The sequence below is a fragment of the Bacillus sp. Bwzl_19 genome (genome assembly GCF_054900515.1).
In genome coordinates, this window is record NZ_CM142729.1 from 799,871 (window position 1) to 819,177 (window position 19,307).

The 19,307-nt window shown below is 41.8% G+C and carries 14 protein-coding genes and 1 pseudogene; 8 read left to right on the forward strand and 7 right to left on the reverse strand.

What is annotated here, in order from left to right; translation table 11 throughout:
- Entirely contained in the window at window positions 1-1,179 is a 1,179-nt protein-coding gene (locus tag ACW5MY_RS04175; protein WP_013351390.1) for an MFS transporter, read from the reverse strand.
- A gap of 158 nt (window positions 1,180-1,337) precedes the next feature.
- On the opposite strand from ACW5MY_RS04175, the gene cax reads away from it, so the two are divergent.
- Complete coding sequence (cax, locus tag ACW5MY_RS04180) at window positions 1,338-2,393, forward strand: calcium/proton exchanger (protein WP_013351391.1); 1,056 nt, start codon at window positions 1,338-1,340, stop codon at window positions 2,391-2,393.
- A 71-nt stretch (window positions 2,394-2,464) separates the two neighbouring features.
- A complete protein-coding gene (locus ACW5MY_RS04185; protein WP_088030488.1) occupies window positions 2,465-3,259 on the forward strand; it encodes a YfkD famly protein in 795 nt (264 codons plus the stop codon).
- Window positions 3,260-3,286: 27 nt separating this feature from the next.
- On the opposite strand, the gene ACW5MY_RS04190 is transcribed toward ACW5MY_RS04185, so the two are convergent.
- Together ACW5MY_RS04190 and yfkAB are read right to left on the reverse strand one after the other, a co-directional pair.
- The gene (locus ACW5MY_RS04190; RefSeq protein ID WP_013351393.1) at window positions 3,287-4,120 is read right to left on the reverse strand and encodes a mechanosensitive ion channel family protein; all 834 of its coding nucleotides are present in this window, start codon (window positions 4,118-4,120) and stop codon (window positions 3,287-3,289) included.
- 6 nt (window positions 4,121-4,126) lie between these two features.
- Window positions 4,127-5,248 (reverse strand): radical SAM/CxCxxxxC motif protein YfkAB, encoded by a 1,122-nt coding sequence (gene yfkAB, locus ACW5MY_RS04195; RefSeq protein WP_061573678.1) that lies wholly within the window; start codon window positions 5,246-5,248, stop codon window positions 4,127-4,129.
- A gap of 145 nt (window positions 5,249-5,393) precedes the next feature.
- On the opposite strand from yfkAB, the gene ACW5MY_RS04200 reads away from it, so the two are divergent.
- Together ACW5MY_RS04200 and pdaA are read left to right on the forward strand one after the other, a co-directional pair.
- Window positions 5,394-5,579, forward strand: coding sequence for an SE1561 family protein (locus tag ACW5MY_RS04200; RefSeq protein WP_003155558.1), 186 nt, complete (start codon window positions 5,394-5,396; stop codon window positions 5,577-5,579).
- A 100-nt stretch (window positions 5,580-5,679) separates the two neighbouring features.
- Window positions 5,680-6,471, forward strand: coding sequence for a delta-lactam-biosynthetic de-N-acetylase (pdaA, locus tag ACW5MY_RS04205; protein WP_013351396.1), 792 nt, complete (start codon window positions 5,680-5,682; stop codon window positions 6,469-6,471).
- A gap of 34 nt (window positions 6,472-6,505) precedes the next feature.
- Here the strand turns inward: pdaA and ACW5MY_RS04210 are convergent.
- The 3 genes and pseudogenes from ACW5MY_RS04210 to corA form a co-directional block, all read right to left on the reverse strand.
- Window positions 6,506-7,365: pseudogene (locus ACW5MY_RS04210) on the reverse strand (NAD(P)-dependent oxidoreductase).
- A gap of 49 nt (window positions 7,366-7,414) precedes the next feature.
- Entirely contained in the window at window positions 7,415-8,062 is a 648-nt protein-coding gene (locus ACW5MY_RS04215; RefSeq protein ID WP_013351399.1) for a hypothetical protein, read from the reverse strand.
- Window positions 8,063-8,125: 63 nt separating this feature from the next.
- A complete protein-coding gene (gene corA, locus ACW5MY_RS04220) occupies window positions 8,126-9,085 on the reverse strand; it encodes a magnesium/cobalt transporter CorA (RefSeq protein WP_013351400.1) in 960 nt (319 codons plus the stop codon).
- Window positions 9,086-9,191: 106 nt separating this feature from the next.
- On the opposite strand from corA, the gene ACW5MY_RS04225 reads away from it, so the two are divergent.
- Both ACW5MY_RS04225 and rlmD read left to right on the forward strand, forming a co-directional pair.
- Window positions 9,192-10,055, forward strand: coding sequence for a DNA-3-methyladenine glycosylase family protein (locus ACW5MY_RS04225; protein WP_013351401.1), 864 nt, complete (start codon window positions 9,192-9,194; stop codon window positions 10,053-10,055).
- Between the two features lie 172 nt (window positions 10,056-10,227).
- Entirely contained in the window at window positions 10,228-11,628 is a 1,401-nt protein-coding gene (rlmD, locus tag ACW5MY_RS04230) for a 23S rRNA (uracil(1939)-C(5))-methyltransferase RlmD (protein WP_013351402.1), read from the forward strand.
- A gap of 1,430 nt (window positions 11,629-13,058) precedes the next feature.
- Here the strand turns inward: rlmD and ACW5MY_RS04235 are convergent.
- Window positions 13,059-14,441, reverse strand: a complete 1,383-nt coding sequence (locus ACW5MY_RS04235; RefSeq protein ID WP_013351403.1) for a S8 family serine peptidase — start codon at window positions 14,439-14,441, stop codon at window positions 13,059-13,061.
- A 453-nt stretch (window positions 14,442-14,894) separates the two neighbouring features.
- On the opposite strand from ACW5MY_RS04235, the gene ACW5MY_RS04240 reads away from it, so the two are divergent.
- The gene (locus tag ACW5MY_RS04240) at window positions 14,895-16,667 is read left to right on the forward strand and encodes an ABC transporter ATP-binding protein (protein WP_014471575.1); all 1,773 of its coding nucleotides are present in this window, start codon (window positions 14,895-14,897) and stop codon (window positions 16,665-16,667) included.
- 27 nt (window positions 16,668-16,694) lie between these two features.
- A complete protein-coding gene (lanKC, locus tag ACW5MY_RS04245; protein WP_289394212.1) occupies window positions 16,695-19,292 on the forward strand; it encodes a class III lanthionine synthetase LanKC in 2,598 nt (865 codons plus the stop codon).
- Window positions 19,293-19,307: the final 15 nt, after the last annotated feature.

A 19,307-nucleotide genomic window follows, 5' to 3' on the forward strand; every position in this document is an offset into this window, starting at 1 on the left:
TTATGAGACCGGAAAAGAATGGGATTCAGATGCAGGGCTGTGCTTTGTTTTTCCGAAGACGAGCGCAAGCCAAATACAGATCAGGATCACCGTAATAAAATAAAACAAATTGGCGCTTTCAAACCGCTGCATATACCAGCCGCCCGCCACCGGCCCGATCATGCTGCCGAGGCTGAAGGAAATGCCGCAGAGCAGATTGCCCGCCGGAAGCAGATGGGACGGTAGCAGGTCGCTCATATAGCTGATACCGAGGGAAAACATACTGCCGACCGCCATCCCCGCCATGAAAAAGCAGCCGCCGATAACGGCAGGCGACGGAAACAATCCGGCCGTCATAAAACACAGGGCGCCCATCAGTAAAATGACGAGCAGGACACGTTTTCTCCCAAACCGATCGCTTAATAAACCAAGCGGAAACTGGAATACAATACTTCCGATGGCGAAAGCGGGCAATATCAGCGCGACGGCATCAACGGATATGCCTAAGCGCAGGGCGTACACGGGGAAGCTTCCGTTCAGCGCCGTTTCTAAAAAGCCATAGCCGAAAGCCGGAAGAAAAGCGACCCAGCCGAAAAGAACGGCGCGGTAAAAACGTTTTGCGCTGTTGTCCCCGGATGTTTCATCCGGACCTTGCGGCGGGTACTCATTACGTAAGACAAACACAAACAGCCAGGCGGCAAGACTGATACAGCCGGATACGATAAACGGAAGGGACGGACTTGTTTTCACAAGAGGAACCATGAACGGACCGACAGCGAATCCAAGCCCGAAGGACAGCCCGTACAGCGAAATGTTTCTTCCTCTGTTTTGAGGCGTTGACTTTGAAGTCACCCACGTTTGGGTTGAAAAATGCAGCATATGATCGCCGATTCCGATAAGCAGCCGCAGAAAAAACCATATCCATATGGATTGAAGCCAAATAAAACTGAATAAGCTGATGATGACAAGAAATCCGCCCGTTACCATCAGGGGTTTGTATCCGAGCTTTCTCAGCGGCGCTTCCATAAACGGCGACGCAAGAAGCACGCCGATATACAGGCCGGTTGCGTGAAGGCCGTTTATGGCGGCTGATTCTCCGTTCGTTTCAAAAATGACGGAAATCACCGGCAGCAGCATGCCTTGGGAAAAACCGGAGATGGAAACAAGCAGAACCAAAATAAAGAAGTACAGTCGTGACATCGCGTATTTTCTCCTTCTTCAGTATCTGTTTTGATCGCACACGGATTTTTCGCGTCCGGCAACCTGAAAATGCCAATTTAGGTTTCTCCGGAAGTGTAATTGAGGGAGTTTTTGAGAAGGATAAAAAAGACTCATTCGAAAAAGGAGCCACGCTGAATATGAATCGGATTTTTTTCTTTACGGCTGCGGCGGGGGTGCCGCTTTCAGTTATCGGAAGCCTGATACACTGGCCGTCAGCTGTTTTGTTTATTATTTATTGCTTGACGATTATTGCGCTTGCAAGTTATATGGGAAGAGCGACTGAATCTCTTGCCATTATCGCGGGTCCGCGGATCGGCGGCCTGCTGAATGCCACGTTCGGAAATGCGGTAGAGCTGATTATATCGCTTTTTGCCTTAAAGGAAGGGCTGACGGGCATCGTGCTTGCGTCACTGACCGGTTCGGTCCTCGGCAATCTTCTGCTCGTCGCGGGTTTGTCGTTTTTTATCGGCGGTTTGAAATACAAGCGGCAGGAATTCAATATTCATGATGCCCGGCATAATTCAGGCCTGCTGATATTTGCCATTATCGTAGCTTTTGTCATTCCCGAAGTGTTTTCCATGGATATGGGGGAAAAAAGCAAGCTTAATTTAAGTGTCGGCATCAGCATCATCATGATCCTTTTGTACGTGGCGGCTCTTTATTTCAAGCTCGTCACTCACCGCGGTGTTTATCAGCCGAACCAGCCGGAGGCCAAGGAAGAAGAGGAGCAGCCTGAGTGGTCTGGGAAACGAGCGACAGCCGTCTTATTTATCGCAACCATTATCGTCGCCTACATATCTGAAAATCTCGTCAATACGTTTCATGCGGTGGCTGAACAGTTCGGCTGGAGCGAGCTGTTTATCGGAGTGATTATCGTCGCAATCGTCGGAAATGCCGCAGAACATGCGTCGGCCATCATTATGGCGTACAAAGACAAAATGGATGTCGCCGTTGAAATCGCGGTCGGATCGACTTTGCAGATCGCCATGTTTGTGGCCCCGGTGCTTGTGATCTGTTCCGTCTTTTTCCCGGTCAATATGCCGCTTGTATTCACATTGCCTGAGCTTGTCGCGATGATATCATCCGTCCTTTTGATGACGATGATTTCAAATGACGGTGATTCGAACTGGTTTGAAGGGGCTACGCTCCTTGCGGCTTATGTCATTATGGCGATCGGATTTTTCCTGCTTTAACCTGTAAAAAAATGCGGATAACAACGATTGCGGAGGAAAAGACTAAAGGAAAATGCTATAGAAAGAGTGATATGATGAGAAAGCTGTTTCATGCCACAATGATTCTGCTGTTATCCTTTAGTATTTTCGCAACGCCGTCTGCCGGTGCAAAGAAACCGTTTAAGGTTCCCAACTCTGTCGTAAGCATTTCAAAGGAAAATACGTATCCGAATGCTTCACAGGACCAGCCGATGCTTCAGCCGAGCAAACTGGCAAAGGAATTGTTAGATACATCAGAGATCAACATCGAAAATCCGCATCTGATTAAAATGCTGAATGAAACCACGGTTTCCGGTTCGCCGCTCGCCATCGGATACCGGGCGAAAATATTTCTCGGGAAATGGGCGCTCGGTTATCAGTCGAACGAAACGGTCGCCAACTGGGAATATAAAAAAATCAACACAAACAGAGCGGATAATCGGGGCGGGCAGCAAGCCGCGGAAATTTCATACGCACAAGAACAGCAATACAAAATCAAAGGCGGGCTCACAGCAAAAGTGCCGAACGCAGAAGATGTAAAAAGCATGATGATGCAAAAAGCGATGAAGAAAACAAAACTGCCGCTTGCATTTGAAACAGTCATCGGCGCAGGCACAAAACGCGATCAAACCTATAAAATTTCTCCGCGGCGGCTCGGCTATTTACACGCCTATGCCCCGGCCGTTAATGAAAAAGGAAAAGTAACATACGGCGAAGTGTATTTGGTGCTGAAAGGCAGCAAGCGGAAACTTGTCGTCAAAAATGTAACCTCGCAAGGAATCGGCGCTTGGATTCCGGTGCAGGACCATGTCACATTCGGCTTTCAAATTACAGCGCAGCCGAGATAAATGAAAAAGCTGATTCCGGTTTGGGAATCAGCTTTTTTCTGTATAATACATCTCCTCAAGCAATTGCACATTGTTGTTGTACAGCTCCCGGGCAAGAACGCGCCTCACCGCAAGGCTTGCCGAGAAGTATTCTTTGTCTTGAACCATGCCTTTAACGGTAAATTCAATGCCTCTCGTCAATTTGTTCAGGCTCATGATTCCATGCACTTGAAACGGCTCCGCCGCATTTAGAAATTCATCCCGTTTCAGTGAATCGCGAAGTTCATCATTGAGCATGTCACAGGCTTTTTCTAAGATGGCATATACCCGCTCGGGGTCTTCCTTATAGCTGATCACGACAGACTCGGTAATCCGCATAAAATCAATGTTATAGTTCTGAAGCTGTCTGACCTCACCATTTGAAATGGTAAGCAGCTTGCCGGAGAACTCACGGATCTGCAAGGAACGGAGTCCGATTTCTTCAACTGTGCCGTTGAACAGATTATTAATCGTCACGTAATCGCCTTTATGCAGCTGGCGTTCGTATATTAAAAATACACCGGCCAAAATGTCCTTGATTAAAGACTGGGCTCCGAAACCGATGACGATACCGGCAACCCCCGCCCCGGCTAAAATTCGCCCGAAATCATGAACAAATAATGAAATGACGTAAAAGATAAAACCGATCGTCGCCGTATACTGGGTGATGGACCGGACGAGGCTTTCGATTGTCTTTCCTTTCCGTTCCTCCAGGAAATCAGTGCGTTTAAATAACACCTGTACAAAGCGGTTGATCAGAAAAACACCGGCGTAAAGCACGAGAGCGACGATGATGATCTCAACCACTTTGCTTTTAAAAATATCTGTAATTGTCATTTCCATCTACTGTTAACCTCTGGCTTTGCGTAATGAAAAATCTGTCTCCTGATAATAACTGTTTTTGACAAGGACGTTTGGGCCGAGGCACCGCACGTTTGAGCAGCGGCAGTTCAGCTCTTTGCTCAGCTTCGTCTGTCTCCACTTGTCATACGCTTCAGGAAGGCTGTCTGTTTTAATATTGCCGAGCGGCGGTGTATCGCCGAAATCCGTCACAATGATATTTCCGTCAAAAATGTTGACATTCAGGCGTGAGCGGCCGTCAGGGTCGTTTCGCACCGTAACGTTTTTCGCTTCCCGCAGGCGGCGGAGCAGCTTCTGGTCTTCTTCATCAGGGCTGCATGCGTAAAACGGCAGCGTGCCGAACAGCATCCATGTCTCTTCATCGCGAATGTCGAGCAGATGATGAATGGCCTGTCTCATGTCTTTCAGGCTCAGTGATTCAAGCGCGCTGGCGAAATCACTCGGATACATCGGATGGACTTCGTGCCGCTGGCATTTCATTTCTTCCGTAATCTGTCGGTGAATATGTTCGATATGCGGCAGCGTGCGCTTGTTCAGCATCGTCTCCGCCGAAACCATGACGCCTGCCTCAACCAGCGTGCGGCTGTTTTCAATCATTTTGTCAAAATAGCGCGCCCGCTGTTCAAATGTCGGTTTCTTCTCCATCATCGCAAATCCGATGTCGGCAAAGTCCTCGACCGTTCCCCAGTTGTGGGAAATGTGAAGGACGTCCAAATAAGGAATAATCCGTTCATAGCGCCCGATATCAAGCGTCAGGTTTGAATTGATCTGTGTGCGCACACCGCGTTCATGCGCATATTTCAAAAGCGGGACGACATATTCCTTTACCGATTTCAGCGAAAGCATCGGTTCGCCGCCCGTAATGCTGATGGAGCGTAACAGAGGAATTTCTTCGAGCCGCTTTAATAAAAGGTCGATCGGCAGCGCATTCGGGTCTTTCGGCTGAAGCGTGTATCCGACAGCGCAATGCTCGCATCTCATATTACACAAGGTCGTCGTTGTGAATTCAACGTTCGTCAGTTTCATATCTCCATACTGGTCCACATCCATGTACGCTTCCCAAGGGTCGTACTCCGGTGTGATCGGACGCAGTGCTGTGTTTTGTGTCATGACTATCTAACTCCTTTATAAATGGGCATACTAATGTCTGCCAACTGTTAATTTTAGACCTGATCTGTCAAGATCGCAAGTAGCGGAACCATTGAAAAACGGCAAAAAATACGCTACCATTATAAAAAATGAATGGAGTGGAAGTATGGGGAATGCAGTAAACAGCAAAGATCAGCAGCTCGATTACTTGAAGAACAGACTCGATATGTTTATGAATGTCATTGATTCGTTAGACCCTGAATCAACGGACGTTGAAGATATAGACCGGCTCATCGGCATGCTTGATGATCTGGAAGCAAAATACGAACGGTTTAAAAAGGATTGGGAATAAACCCCGGCATCTGCCGGGGTTTTTCTCTTTCCATAATGCGGCTGTATAAAAGGGGAGAGCCTACTGCAAAATAAGGAAAAATGCAGAAGGAGTGCTGTGCATGAAATGGTTTTGTTCAATTTGCTGCATGGCCGTTTTACTTGCGGGAGGCATAAACAGCGCAGAGGCCGTGCCGAATGAGCGGATAAACTGGGGATTTAAACGCAGCGTCAATCATCAGCCGCCGGATGCCGGCAAGCAGCTGGACAATCTGGTCAAAAAATATGATGCCTTTTATTTAGGCAATACGAAAGAAAAGACCATTTATTTAACGTTTGATAACGGATATGAAAATGGATACACCCCGAAGGTGCTTGATGTGTTAAAGAAACATCATGTCACGGGCACTTTTTTTGTCACAGGCCATTTTGTAAAAGAGCAGCCTGATTTGATTAAGCGGATGTCAAAGGAAGGCCATATTATCGGCAATCATTCTTTTCATCATCCTGATCTGACGACAAAAACGGGTGATCAGATTCAGGACGAACTCGATTCCGTCACGGAAGCTGTTTACAACATCACCGGAAAGCGGGACAACCTGTATCTTCGTCCGCCGCGCGGCGTATTCAGTGAATATGTCCTGAAGGAAACGAAGCGCCTCGGATATCAAACCGTTTTCTGGTCCGTCGCATTTGTCGATTGGAAGGTTAAGGAGCAGAAAGGGAAAAAATACGCCTACGATCACATGATCAAGCAGGCGCATCCCGGCGCGATCTACCTTCTCCACACCGTTTCAAAGGACAATTCAGAAGCTCTGGACGATGCGATTACCGATTTGAAAAAAGAAGGATACACATTTAAAAGCATTGATGACCTTATGTTTGAGAAAGAAATGAAGCTGCCGCGCTTGTAAAAAACACCTCTCCTGCTAATGGAGAGGTGTTTTGTTATTTCAGGCATTTAATCAAAGCGGCCCAATCCAGATCCCCGAAGCCTTGTTCGACCCCGCTTTCAAAATGGCTCTTGGCCAGCTCGGCAAGAGGGAGTTTTGCGGCAACCTGTTCTGCGGCGGCAAGCGCCAGATTGGTATCTTTCAGGCCTAAAGACATTTTGAAACCGGCCGGTTCGAATTTCTGCTCGGACATAATGGTTCCGTAATTTTGATAGACGGGAGAGCCAAAGAGCGCGTTGGCGATTTCTAAAAATTGTTTTTGTTCCAAGCCGTACTTCTCCATCATTAAGAATGATTCAGATAACGCTTCCAGCATAGAAACGAGCAAGAAATTGATGCTGATTTTGGCCGCGTTGGCTGTTTTGGTTTCTTCACCGGTGTCAAATACTTGTGACTCAGGCTTTTAAACAGCGGTTCGGCCTTTTTCTTCGCTTCCTGAGGACCGGCTGTGATGATGCGGAGCTCGGCCTTCTCAGCCGCATCGGGACGGCCGAGGACGGGAGCGGCAATAAAGGACTGTCCTCTGCTCGAATGCGCAGCGGAAAGCTGTTCTGACAGCGCCGTGCTGATGGTGCTCATTGAAATATGAATGTCGTTTTCAGATAACCCGGCAATAATGCCGTCAGCCCCGAAAGTCACACCTGTTACGGCTTCATCGTCCGACAGCATTGACAGCACAATGTCCGCATGTTCAGCTGCCTGACGGGGCGTTTTGGCATATTCGGCCCCTTTCTCCAGCAGATCAGCCGCTTTTTCTTTCGTCCGGTTATAGACAGTCAGACTGTATCCGGCTTTCATTATATTTTCGGCGATGGGGCGTCCCATATTGCCGAGTCCGACGATGGCGATCTTCATTAGCAGACCCTCCAATGAAATGTTTTCCATCGTTATACATGCAAAACGTTTATTCTGCTGTGTGCAGGCTTGCAACTTTTAGGTCAGGTTCTGAAGACCATCCGCTGTCTGATGCGGCTTTCCCTTTATAAAAGCCGGTAAAACGCGTCTTGATGATTGTTTTCGACCGGGGCTTTACAGTGAATGTTTTTGATTTAAATGTGACGCCCTTTACGTTCTCAGATAGATCAGGTGTGACAGATATGGTTTGTTCCCCTTTTCCATAATAATTGATATAAATCGTGCAGCTCATGCTCGCTTTTTTGCGCTCAATCAGATGACTGCATTCACTGAGGTGCTTCAGATATTCGACAGCCTTTCTTTCAGGCGCGAACTGTTTTAAGGAAAAAGCGGCATATTCAGTGACAGGACTGATGCTGGAAGAGACCCCCATGCTGAGAAAGATCAGAAACAGCCCCTCAGCGGGAAGCGCCCGTCTGAACGAGGCGGCACACCAGATTAACGCCGCAAAGTATAGCACAACCCCGGGAATGACGGAGATATGGGCTCCATCTTCAGACCAAGAAGAAAAGCCGAGCGACTCAAAGATGTAATCAGACATCGTACAGCCGTTATACAGCGGGGCAATGGACATGACACTGAGAAGCAGAAGGGCGGAAGAAATGGTTTTGTGAGAAAGAATGGTAACGGCGCACACCTCTTTACGTTTTTTTCCAACATATCATGTTTTCACAAAAAAAAGAACAGCCGGCAGCCGTTCTTACTTGAAAATATTAAACCAGCCTTTCCGGGCGAACCAAAACAGCATGGCGGCCACAAGAGCGGCCATTACGCCCAAAACGATAAAATACCCGTATTTCCAATGAAGCTCAGGCATGTTATCGAAATTCATGCCGTAAACTCCCGCGATGAATGTGAGCGGAATAAAAATGGTCGAGACGATGGTTAACGTCATCATGATGGCGTTCATCCGGTTTGAATTCAGCGTCACATAGCTGTCCCGCAGATCTGACGTCATATCACGGTTTGACTCGATCAGCTCAGCCAGTTTTAACAGGTGGTCGTAAATATCGCTGAAATATGCTTTTGTTTCACGGCTTTCTTTTACATGGTCAAGACTCAAAATCCGGTACATTAAATCGCGCATCGGAATGATCGTCCGCCTCAGGTTCAAAAGATCAGTCCGCAATTCAAACACTTCATTCATTAAAGTGCCGTAAGATTTATGTGTTCTGCTGTCTTCAATTTCATTCAGCCGGTCTTCAATTTTGTATAGCACAGGGAAATATTCATCGACAAGCTGATCCATAATCATATACGTTATGTGTCCGGGCCCTTTTTTGGCTAACCCCGGAGAAGCGAAAAACCGTTCTCTTACTCTCGAGATGCCGGGCGATTCGTGCAGATGGAAGCTGACGATGAAACGGTCGGACTGAAAAATGTCCACCTCTTCCATTTCCAGTGTGTCCGGGTTCAAGGCGTGGAGCACATAAAAACGGTAGCCGTCATAATGGTCGATTTTCGGCCGCTGCATGTGCTGAAAGCAATCCTCAATCGCGAGCGGATGAAAATGGAAATAATCCCGCAGCAGCTCGGTTTCATGCATCTCGGCTCCGAAAAAATCAATCCAGTACCATGCGATGTCCGGTTGTTCTGTACGTGATAGGGGGATATTATCTAATATCTCATTATGTGTTGTGATTGCGGTTATATGTATCATAAACAACCCTCCGCCTGCCATTATATCATGCGGCGTTATGAAGAAAAGTATACGAATTGCCGTCGGAACGCTTCGTGATATACTTGGACAAAAAGGGGTGGAGCATATGTGGGAGGAAACGGTTTCGGTCACGCCGCCGTATCATTTTGATAAAGTGCTTGAAAGGCTGTCACTCGATCCGCTGAATGCGGTCGATCTTACAGCAAGGTCAATTAAAGTTCCGCTCAGAACACGGGACGGCAAACTGTCGGTCATCACGGTTCAAGCGAAAGGCACCGCCATAGATCCGGTTTTCCTCGTCAGCGGCGAAACGGACCGCGAGGAGATGATTGAACGGATCAAACACATTTTTCAGTGGGAGCAGCCGCTTCAGCCTGTGCTTGATCATTTTTCAAAAACAAATCTGTCTGCGCTTTTTGAAGAGCATGCGGGAACCCCGCTCGTGCTGGAATACGATGTGTACAACTGTCTCATGAAATGCATCATCCACCAGCAGCTCAACCTGTCCTTCGCTTTTACCTTAACGGAACGGTTCGTCCATGCCTTCGGCGAACAAAAAGACGGCGTCTGGTGCTACCCCGAGCCGAAAACGATTGCGGCGCTTGAGTATCAGGACTTGCGGGAGCTTCAGTTCAGCATGAGAAAAGCGGAATATGCGATTGACCTTTCACGGATGATTGCAGACGGAGCGCTCAATCTTGCGGAACTTCCCCAGTTATCGGATGAAGACATTATGAAAAAGCTGATCACCATCAGAGGCATCGGGCCATGGACCGTCCAAAACGTCCTCATGTTCGGCCTCGGCCGCCCGAATCTGTTTCCTTTGGCAGATATCGGCCTGCAAAACGCCGTCAAACGCCGCTTCGCCCTTGAGGATAAACCGTCAAAAGACTTGATGCTTCAAGTAAGCAGGGAATGGGCGCCGTATTTAAGCTACGCGTCCTTGTATTTGTGGAGAAGTATTGAATAAAAACAAGATGGCTTACCGATGGCATTTGATCGCTTCCGAGTATTTTTTGGAAACTTCCGGTGAAAAACATGAAGGAACCGCCGGCTGCATGTTATACTGAAAAGATGTGATATTTCAAATCAGCCGTTTTCCCATGAGGATGGCTTTATTATAGAAACGGAGAGAATAAAACGTGAATCAACATCAAAAAAAGGCGCCTGCCGAATTGAAAATCGGACAGACATTTCCGCTGACCATCAAACGCCTCGGCATTAATGGAGAGGGCGTCGGCTATTTTAAGAAAAAGGTTGTCTTCGTTCCCGGCGCTCTGCCCGGCGAAGAAGTCGTTGCCGAAGCGACAAACGTTCAGCCGAAATTTTCAGAAGCACGCGTCAAAAAAATCCGCAAGCCGTCTGAACACCGCGTCACGCCGCCTTGTCCGGTATACGATCAATGCGGCGGCTGCCAGCTTCAGCATCTGGCCTACAGTCAGCAGCTTCGCGAAAAGCGCGATATCGTCATTCAGTCTTTGGAACGTCATACGAGATTCAATGTTGAAGAAATGAACATTAAAGAAACGATCGGAATGGACAACCCGTGGAATTACCGGAACAAAAGCCAGTTTCAAGTCGGACGCTCGCAAAGCGGCAGCATCATTGCCGGCTTATACGGACTTGATTCCCATAAAATTGTTCCGATTAAGGAATGCATTGTCCAGCATCCGGCGACGAACAAAACAACGGGTATTGTCCGCCGCATATTGGAAAAACACAACGTATCTGTTTATAACGAACGGACCAAAAAAGGCGATGTCCGCACCATCGTGACGAGAGTCGGTTTTGAAACAGGCGAAGTGCAGGTCGTGCTTGTCACGGCGAAAGAGACACTTCCGAATAAAGACGAGATCGTCAAAGCCATTCAGAATCGTCTGCCCGAAGTGAAATCGATTATTCAAAACATCAACGGCGCGCGCACATCCGTCATTTTCGGGGACAAAACAAAAGCGCTGGCCGGAAGCCATGCCATTCAAGAGGTACTTGGTGACGTGTCATTTGAATTAAGCGCCCGCGCTTTCTTCCAGCTCAACCCTGAGCAGACGGTCAAGCTGTATGACGAAGTGAAAAAAGCGGCGCAGCTGACCGGAAAAGAAAAAGTCGTTGACGCATATTGCGGCGTCGGTACGATCGGCATGTGGGTCTCAAGCGGGGCGAAAGAGATCCGCGGCATGGACGTCATTAAAGAATCAATTGACGATGCGAAGAAGAACGCCAAAAAACACGGCATCAAAAACGCGGCATATGTCACAGGAACAGCTGAACACTGGCTCCCGAAATGGACGAAAGAAGGCTTCCGCCCAGACGTGGTCATCGTCGACCCGCCGAGAACGGGCTGCGACGGAACATTTTTAGATACCATCAAAAAAGTAAAACCGAAACGCTTCGTCTACGTATCCTGCAATCCTTCCACACTGGCGAAAGACTTGCAGGCGCTGTCGAAGGACTATCGCGTCGAATATATTCAGCCTGTGGATATGTTTCCGCAGACGGCTCATGTGGAAGCTGTGGCGAAGCTTGTATTGAAATCGTCTAATTAAAAAACGATTCCTGATCAGATCTGGATTTCGGCAGAATGAACCTTGCGGATTTCCGGGTCTTTTTCATAGGGAGCCTTTGCCCTGACTGTCTTTTCTCAGAGAACTTTATTTTCACTGACGAAAAGAGCTGAAAAAACGTGCGGAAACCCTCATTTTTTAGATCAATTCCTAAAGCTGTAACATGATTCAACAGTAAAGTTCTATCATGCTGCTCCATAAACATATTCTTTTTTTCGTTTGGAAACGGTATTACAGACAAAATATGAAGAGCAATAACGACTCGTTCAAGTCTCGTGAATACTTGTAACTCCTGTGAATATTTTGTAAACTCCTTTTTTAAAGAGTAAAGCCCCTGTTGCTAACTATACGTGAATAATTGCTCCTTATAATGATCTATCGCTTGATTCATACAATGTTAAAGTGCCGATAAGGCAATGCGTTTATCCGGATCAGCAGATAAAATCAATATGATCTTTAATTGGACTAGGGGTTTGATAATAGTCAACAATGTAATAACCACTTTTTGGCTTAGCGTAGACAACATGTGCTGCTCTAGTTCTAGTAAGGCCTTTGCAACTGTCCTATGACAGGTGCATTTTTTCATGTATTAATAATAGTTGGCATCGTTACATTTTGCTTAATTAGCTAATTGTTCACTATGATTATGAAATGGTTTGTTAAGGGTGAATTTGAATGAAAAGCAATATAAAAAGAGGTCTGATAATTGGATTTATTGGAGCGACTTGTTTTAGTTTACATTACTTGCTTCAAGTATCGCTGTCCCTATTTTGATGAGACAATTGTTGGATTGGGTAGGACAGCAAAAGGGCTGCATACGTGGATTTTGTAAGTATGATTGGGAATGGTATTACAAAGTAACACCGAGAATAAAGCCGAATAAAAAGAGAAAAGCACTGTTGATTGTGAAGAGGGATAAAGAGTGTTTGGGACTGCTAAAGAAGAAGTAAGAATAGCGGGAATTATTTTAGAAGCAGAAAGAAAACCAACTAGAGTGAGCCCTGCAAATTTTAGGAGAACTTTATGAGTTGGTTCATGGTCCCGTAATCAAAATTTAGTCCGTACACAAAATCGTATAGAGGGATTTAGGCTAAGGAAGGTTAAGTGGGCTATTGAAGATAGATTAAAGCAAGGGAAAGAATTGGTCTGTTTATAAGGTGCTGCTACATGCTGGGTTTTGTGCGATAAAGAAATCAACAATAGCTAAAGAATTGAATACTCAGGCTGAAATAAAATATGACACAAGCAACTTAGTAATATTAAGTTGCTTGTGAACTCAACTTATTTGGTTATTCTCAATATCCCGTAAATACAATTTATTTCATCTCTACTTCATCATCATTATCGTCTAGTAATCTTTTTTTATTAATCAAAGTATTTTTAGTGAAAGTTCGAGAACTACTTAATATCTTTTATCTCTCAATATTAAGCAATGATTCGTAAGCATTTACGATACCGCTACCTACTTCATTCTTATCTAAGTTTTCAACGTGGTCTGTGTTCTGATATAAGTTTTCTTCAACCTTACGATTTGGCATTTCCTCTCCATATTTTTCGTAGTATTCTGTCTTTAATAGGGCTGCTGTAGCAGTTACTATTGGAGCTGCTACACTTGTCCCTAAAGTAGGTTCATATCCCTTTTGAAAGCCTAGTGACTTACTTAGCGGAGTTTGCGGGATATTGACAGGGGAAGTAGTCCATACCAAGCTATATAGATCAATCTTATTTGTATCCAGATCACCACCTGGGGCTGCAATTGAGATGTTTTTTCCATAATTTGAGTAAGAAGCTTTTGTATTTTGCGCTGTGGTGGCAGATACAGTAATTACATCGTTATCTCCACCAGGAAGATGTAGGATATTGTCCTTTGGTTTACCTAATTGTTCTGCAAGTTTTTTTGAATTTGAGATATCATATCCATGGTTTCCAGCTGCTGCAACAATTAAAGTATTGTGTTTTCTAGCGAATTTAAAAGCTTTTTCAAAAAGTTTTATAGTCTCTCTATCATCTTTATCTTTTTTTGATAAAAAAGTAGATAAACTTAAATTAATTACGTCCATATCATCTTCCGTAGCTTTAACAATTGCGCTTATAACCCAACTTCTTTTAGATTTACCGTTTTTATCAAATACTTTATACGGCACTAAACCAAGATTTGGTCCAACTCCTTTTACATCCCCATTAGCAGCAATTATTCCAGCCACAGAAGTTCCATGCCCATAAAAGTCTTGTGTATTATCTTCAACTGGAACAAAAGACTCTCCAGTATCTACAATATTTTTTTTGAGGTCTGGATGATTGAAATCTATGCCTGAATCGATTATCCCTACTTTTGTATTATGAGATCCTTTATTTATATGATAACTTCGATAATCATTTGTAACTTGCTTGATATTCCATAACCAACTGTCATAAAGAGTGTCATTACCTTCCGTGAATTGTGATGAAGGTGCCACTTTAGCAGGAATATGTTTACTTTTATCAGGAAGAGAAATTTCTTTATCCTCAATAATTTCATTTGCGTCTAATTTTTCTTTAGCAATATCTTTGATTGCTGAGAATTGGCTTGGTTTTATATTATTTATTACCAATAAATCTAGTTCTTTAATATAATTTGTTTCTATATTTGAATACTTTTCCTGAACCTTGTTTATTGTCGATTCACTAATTTTTGAGTCGAGGTTAATTATGATAGATTCATCATAATTTGATTCTTCAGCACGAGAGCTAACAGGTTGTAAACTGGATACAATTACAAATAAGAAAACTATCGAAATTCTTCTTAAATCCTTCATTTTTTTATACTCCTTTCTCTTTATACATTTCATTATAAGATTGTATATAACCCACCCTTCACATTCCAAAAAAATGAAATATAAGTATATTTAATTCAATTTTATAAAATATAAGTAAATCAGTCAATGCATATTTTTCTAATTAGAAGTGATTATCCCCGGAAACGTCCCTTTAGTATGATTAATTTAAATTTCTTTTTATTCTTTTATACTACGCCTATGGTTTTGTGGGCAGAAATATTAAGAGTGAATATACATTTCGTAATATACAAAAGTAGAATAATGTATAACCAAAGACCTGTTTTTTATAATTTGTAAAATTATATATTGACTTACAGTTATTGGGTGTGAAATATTGTTTATAGGAAAATCAGGAAAGATATGGCGTATGTCATTTCAAGAGTCATTCGATATAAAAAGTTGAGACATTGGAATTAAACGAAAGAGGTGAAAATGATGACCAACCCTAATTTTAAATCGAAAGAGTTTTTCTTCTTACTGAGTAAAACCAGACCGAATATAAGATTATTTATATTGGCAATATTTTTAAGTGGATTAAGCGCAATAGCTTCTACCTTAGTGCCTCATTATTTAAAAAGTCTAATAGACTATTACAATATTCATGAAAAGATCAATTTGTGGGACCTATTAGGACTGCTAGGGATATTTTTAAGCAGCGGAGTAATTGGGGCAGTTGGTAGTTATATGTTAAGTGTAGTAGGATATAATGTTGTCGCAAATCTCAGAAATTTATTATGGGAAAAGATAGTTATACTGCCTGTAGAATTTTACGATAAGAATCGTTCTGCGGATATAGCAAGTAGATTTGTTAATGATACTACGGTGATTTACAACTTAGTAAGTAACTCTTTTTCGCAATTTATCAATGCTATATTAATAGTGCTTTTTTGTGGATTTTGGTTGTTTTACTATGATTGGCAATTGACACTAGTGATTGTCGTAGCAATTCCAGTTTATTTATTAATTTTTATACCTTTAGGAAGAATTTTATCTAAATTATCTAAAATGACGCAAAGCTTAACAGGTGAATTAAATGTAAGAGCTGTTGAAACAATATCTGCAATAAGACTGGTTAAATCTTCAACTGCAGAAAAATTACAAGTAGAAAAAGGAAAAGAAGATGTTGAAGCTTTAAGAAGCATAGGCCTAAAGCAGACAAAATGGATGGTTATTTTAAACCCTATCATTAATTTAATGATGATGCTTATCATTATTAGCATAATTGGATTCGGAGGGGTTAAATTAGCCAATGGAAGTTTATCGCCAGGAACGTTTATAGCATTTCTGACACTTATGTTCTATATCATGGGTCCACTTAATAACTTTGGGCTATTCTTTACTCAAATACAAAAGACAATAGGTGCAACAGAAAGAATTTCTCAATTGATATATGAGCAAGGAGAAGATCAGCATAAAGGAAAAGAATTAGCGGAAACCAATAAAGATTTAGTGATTGAAAATTTATCATTTTGCTACAGTAATGAGGATAAAGCATTTTCCTTGAAAAATATTAATTTAATAATAAAAAGAGGAAGTGTTAATGCCTTAGTAGGTCCTAGTGGTAGTGGTAAAACCACAATCATCTCTATTCTGGAGAGATACTACAAGCCCAACAGCGGAAATATTTATTTTGGTGACGAGAATATTGAGTTATTTTCATTAAATTCATGGCGTAGCCAAATAGGATATGTAGCACAGAATCATGATTTAATAAGCGGTACTATTAGAGACAATCTCATCTTTGGTTTAGAAAATCCCCCAAATGAAAAAAGAATAGTAGAAGCATGTAAGAAGGCATATGCATGGCAATTTATAAGTGAATTGCCTAACAGTTTAGAAACTAATATTGGAGAAAAAGGTCTGAACTTATCAGGAGGACAACGACAAAGAATTGCTATTGCGAGAATGTTTCTGAAGAATCCAAATATAATCTTTTTAGATGAAGCAACTGCAAGTCTTGACAGTCATTCTGAACGAATTGTGAACGAAGCAATGAAGAAGCTTATGAAGGATAGAACCGCTATTATAATAGCACATAGGTTATCCACCATTATAAATGCTGACAATATCATTTTTATGGAAAACGGTGAGATCACAGGTCAAGGGAATCATTGGGAGTTAAAGAATAGTCATAAATTGTATCATCAATTCTGTGAGCAGCAGTTTAAAGAAGATAGTACCGATCCATTAGTATTAACCAATTAAGAGCGGCTTAAGAGAGGCGAAAACAAAATGGACAAAAAATTAGTTTATTTCCAACACATGAGTGAAGATTCAAAATACTATATAGAGAAAAGCCCAAATGCAGAGACTGATCCATATGAAGTACATAATATACCAAATTACTATACTGTTAGTACAGAATACAAATCACCATGGAAGTTTTATAATAATCCAAATCATACCCTCAAAGAACAAGGCTGGAAAATACACGTAAGTGCAACAATGAATAATGCTCAGGATATATTAGAAGTTGTGAGTCAAATTATATTTAAACATCAGATACCATTTAAACATATTAAAGATAAACAATCTCTATTTAATATGAATTCGAAGCATGGTAATCGAACTTCATCTGGAAAATTTATCGCTATCTATCCTTCCTCTAATAACATGTTCTTCAGGTTATTGAATGAACTTTATGAAGAATTAAAACATTATGAGAATGGACCATACATACTAAATGATAAATCGTGGAAGGACAGCAATATATATTACCGATATGGTGCGTTTAAGAATATTTACAATGAAAGAGGAGAACTTTGTATTAAAGACGAAAATGGAAACCTAATTCCGGATAATAGACAGCCGTATTATAAAATACCTGAATTCGTAAGTGATTTTGATCAGTATTTAGATTCCAAGAATAACTTATTAGATACTCAAGATGTAAGTAATTTTAATGATTATGAGTTCCAAGGAGTCCTTAGGTTTAATAATGGTGGCGGTATATATACTGGAATAAGGAAATTGGATGGAAAAAAAGTAGTAATCAAAGAAGGAAGACCTAAAGTAGGGTTAGATGGTCAATTTAATGATGCGATTGATAGATTGAATATAGAATACGAAGCATTAAATAAACTTACAGATGTTGAAGGTGTTGTTAATGTACTTGATTACTTTAAAGCTTGGAAACATGTATTTTTAGTTGAAGAGTTTGTAGAAGGTGTAACTCTTCAAACCTGGTGTGCAATCAATTATCCGTTCAACGTTGAAAATGATAAAAATGAATACATTAGTAAGGTGAAAAAAATAATTAATAGCTTGGTCAAAACAATTAAACTAGTGCATAGTAAAGATGTTGGTATGGGAGATTTACAACCCCAAAATATAATGATAACCCCCGAATCAAATGTTAAGATTATTGATTTTGAGGCTGCTAGTGCTCTCTCTGAAGAAAACGGAGCGTTGCAAACAATTGGCTACACAAATAAGAAAAATAAGAATCATAAAGAGCGTGATTGGTATGCACTAAAGAAAGTTTTAAGATTTTGTATTCTGCCAATAGGTCCGGTTGCTGATATAGAAGAAACCATTAAAAAGAAACATGATATGTGGATAGAGGACGAGTTTGGCAAAGATGTCTATCAATATGTTGTAAATACAGAAAATCTATGTGACAAATACTTATCTGACACCAAAGAAAAGATATTCAAGAATAGTTATGACAGTAAAATACAAAAAGAAATGGACATGTCAAAAGTAATAAAAGGATTGAGAAACAGTATAGAGAGTAATATTTTGCCCAACAGCTCGCTAATTCATGGCGATGTACGGCAATTTGTAATGCCATCTGGAAAGTTAAATGTACTAACTGGGGGAACTGGAGCTACATTGGCATTGTACAGATCTGGAAACGTCAGCAAGGAAGTTTGGGATTGGATTGAAAATGTTTTACTTGAAAAATTGAATGTTCTTAATGATGATGTTGGGTTATTTACAGGACGAGCTGGTATCGCAGCAACATTGTATGAATTGGGATACATAGAGCAAGCTATGGACTTATTCAATAATCTGTCATATGAAGATATGAAAGATATTTCATTAAGGTCAGGATTGTCGGGAATAGGTCTTTCATTAATTAGCTTATACATGGAAGAAAATAATAATGATTTTTTGGTTACTTCTGAAAAAATTGCTGATCAGATAGAAAAAAGGATTATTGAAGATGATAAATTATCAGTGACTGATTTTGCAGCAGTACCTATAGGTTTGATTGATGGTTGGTCAGGAATATCTTTATTCTATGCGGCATTATATTCAGTTACTAAGAATGAAAAATATTATTTAAAATCAAAAGAATATATTGAGCGAGATTTAAAACATTGTAAGGTAGATGAAGAGACGAATACTTTGCAAACATATGATGATCAAAACCCTCGATTATTACCCTATTTATCTGGGGGATCAATCGGAATAGGAATTGCTATTTGGTATTTAAATTATGTAAAAAATAATAATTTATTTAGAGAAGAATTAGAGCAAATAATCAATTTAAATAAAGTAAGGATCGCATATAGCGGTGGATTGTTTGATGGGATCGGTAGTTTCTTGTTAATCCCGCCAATGACTAAGGAAAAAAATGAAATCAGTCAGCATATTGAGCTGGCATTGAGAAAACTAGAATTGTTTCTTATCCGCAAAGATGATCAAGTATTATTCCCTGGAAACTTCAGCTTTCGTTTAGCAGATGATTACTACTCCGGAAGTGCTGGCATAATATTGGGCATAAACTCTATCCAGTTTTCAAATCCGTTATATTGGTTGCCAATAATAAAAATTGATAGTTTCTTAAGAAAGACAAAAAAAGAATTGTTATTAAACAATTAAAACTCTAACACTTAT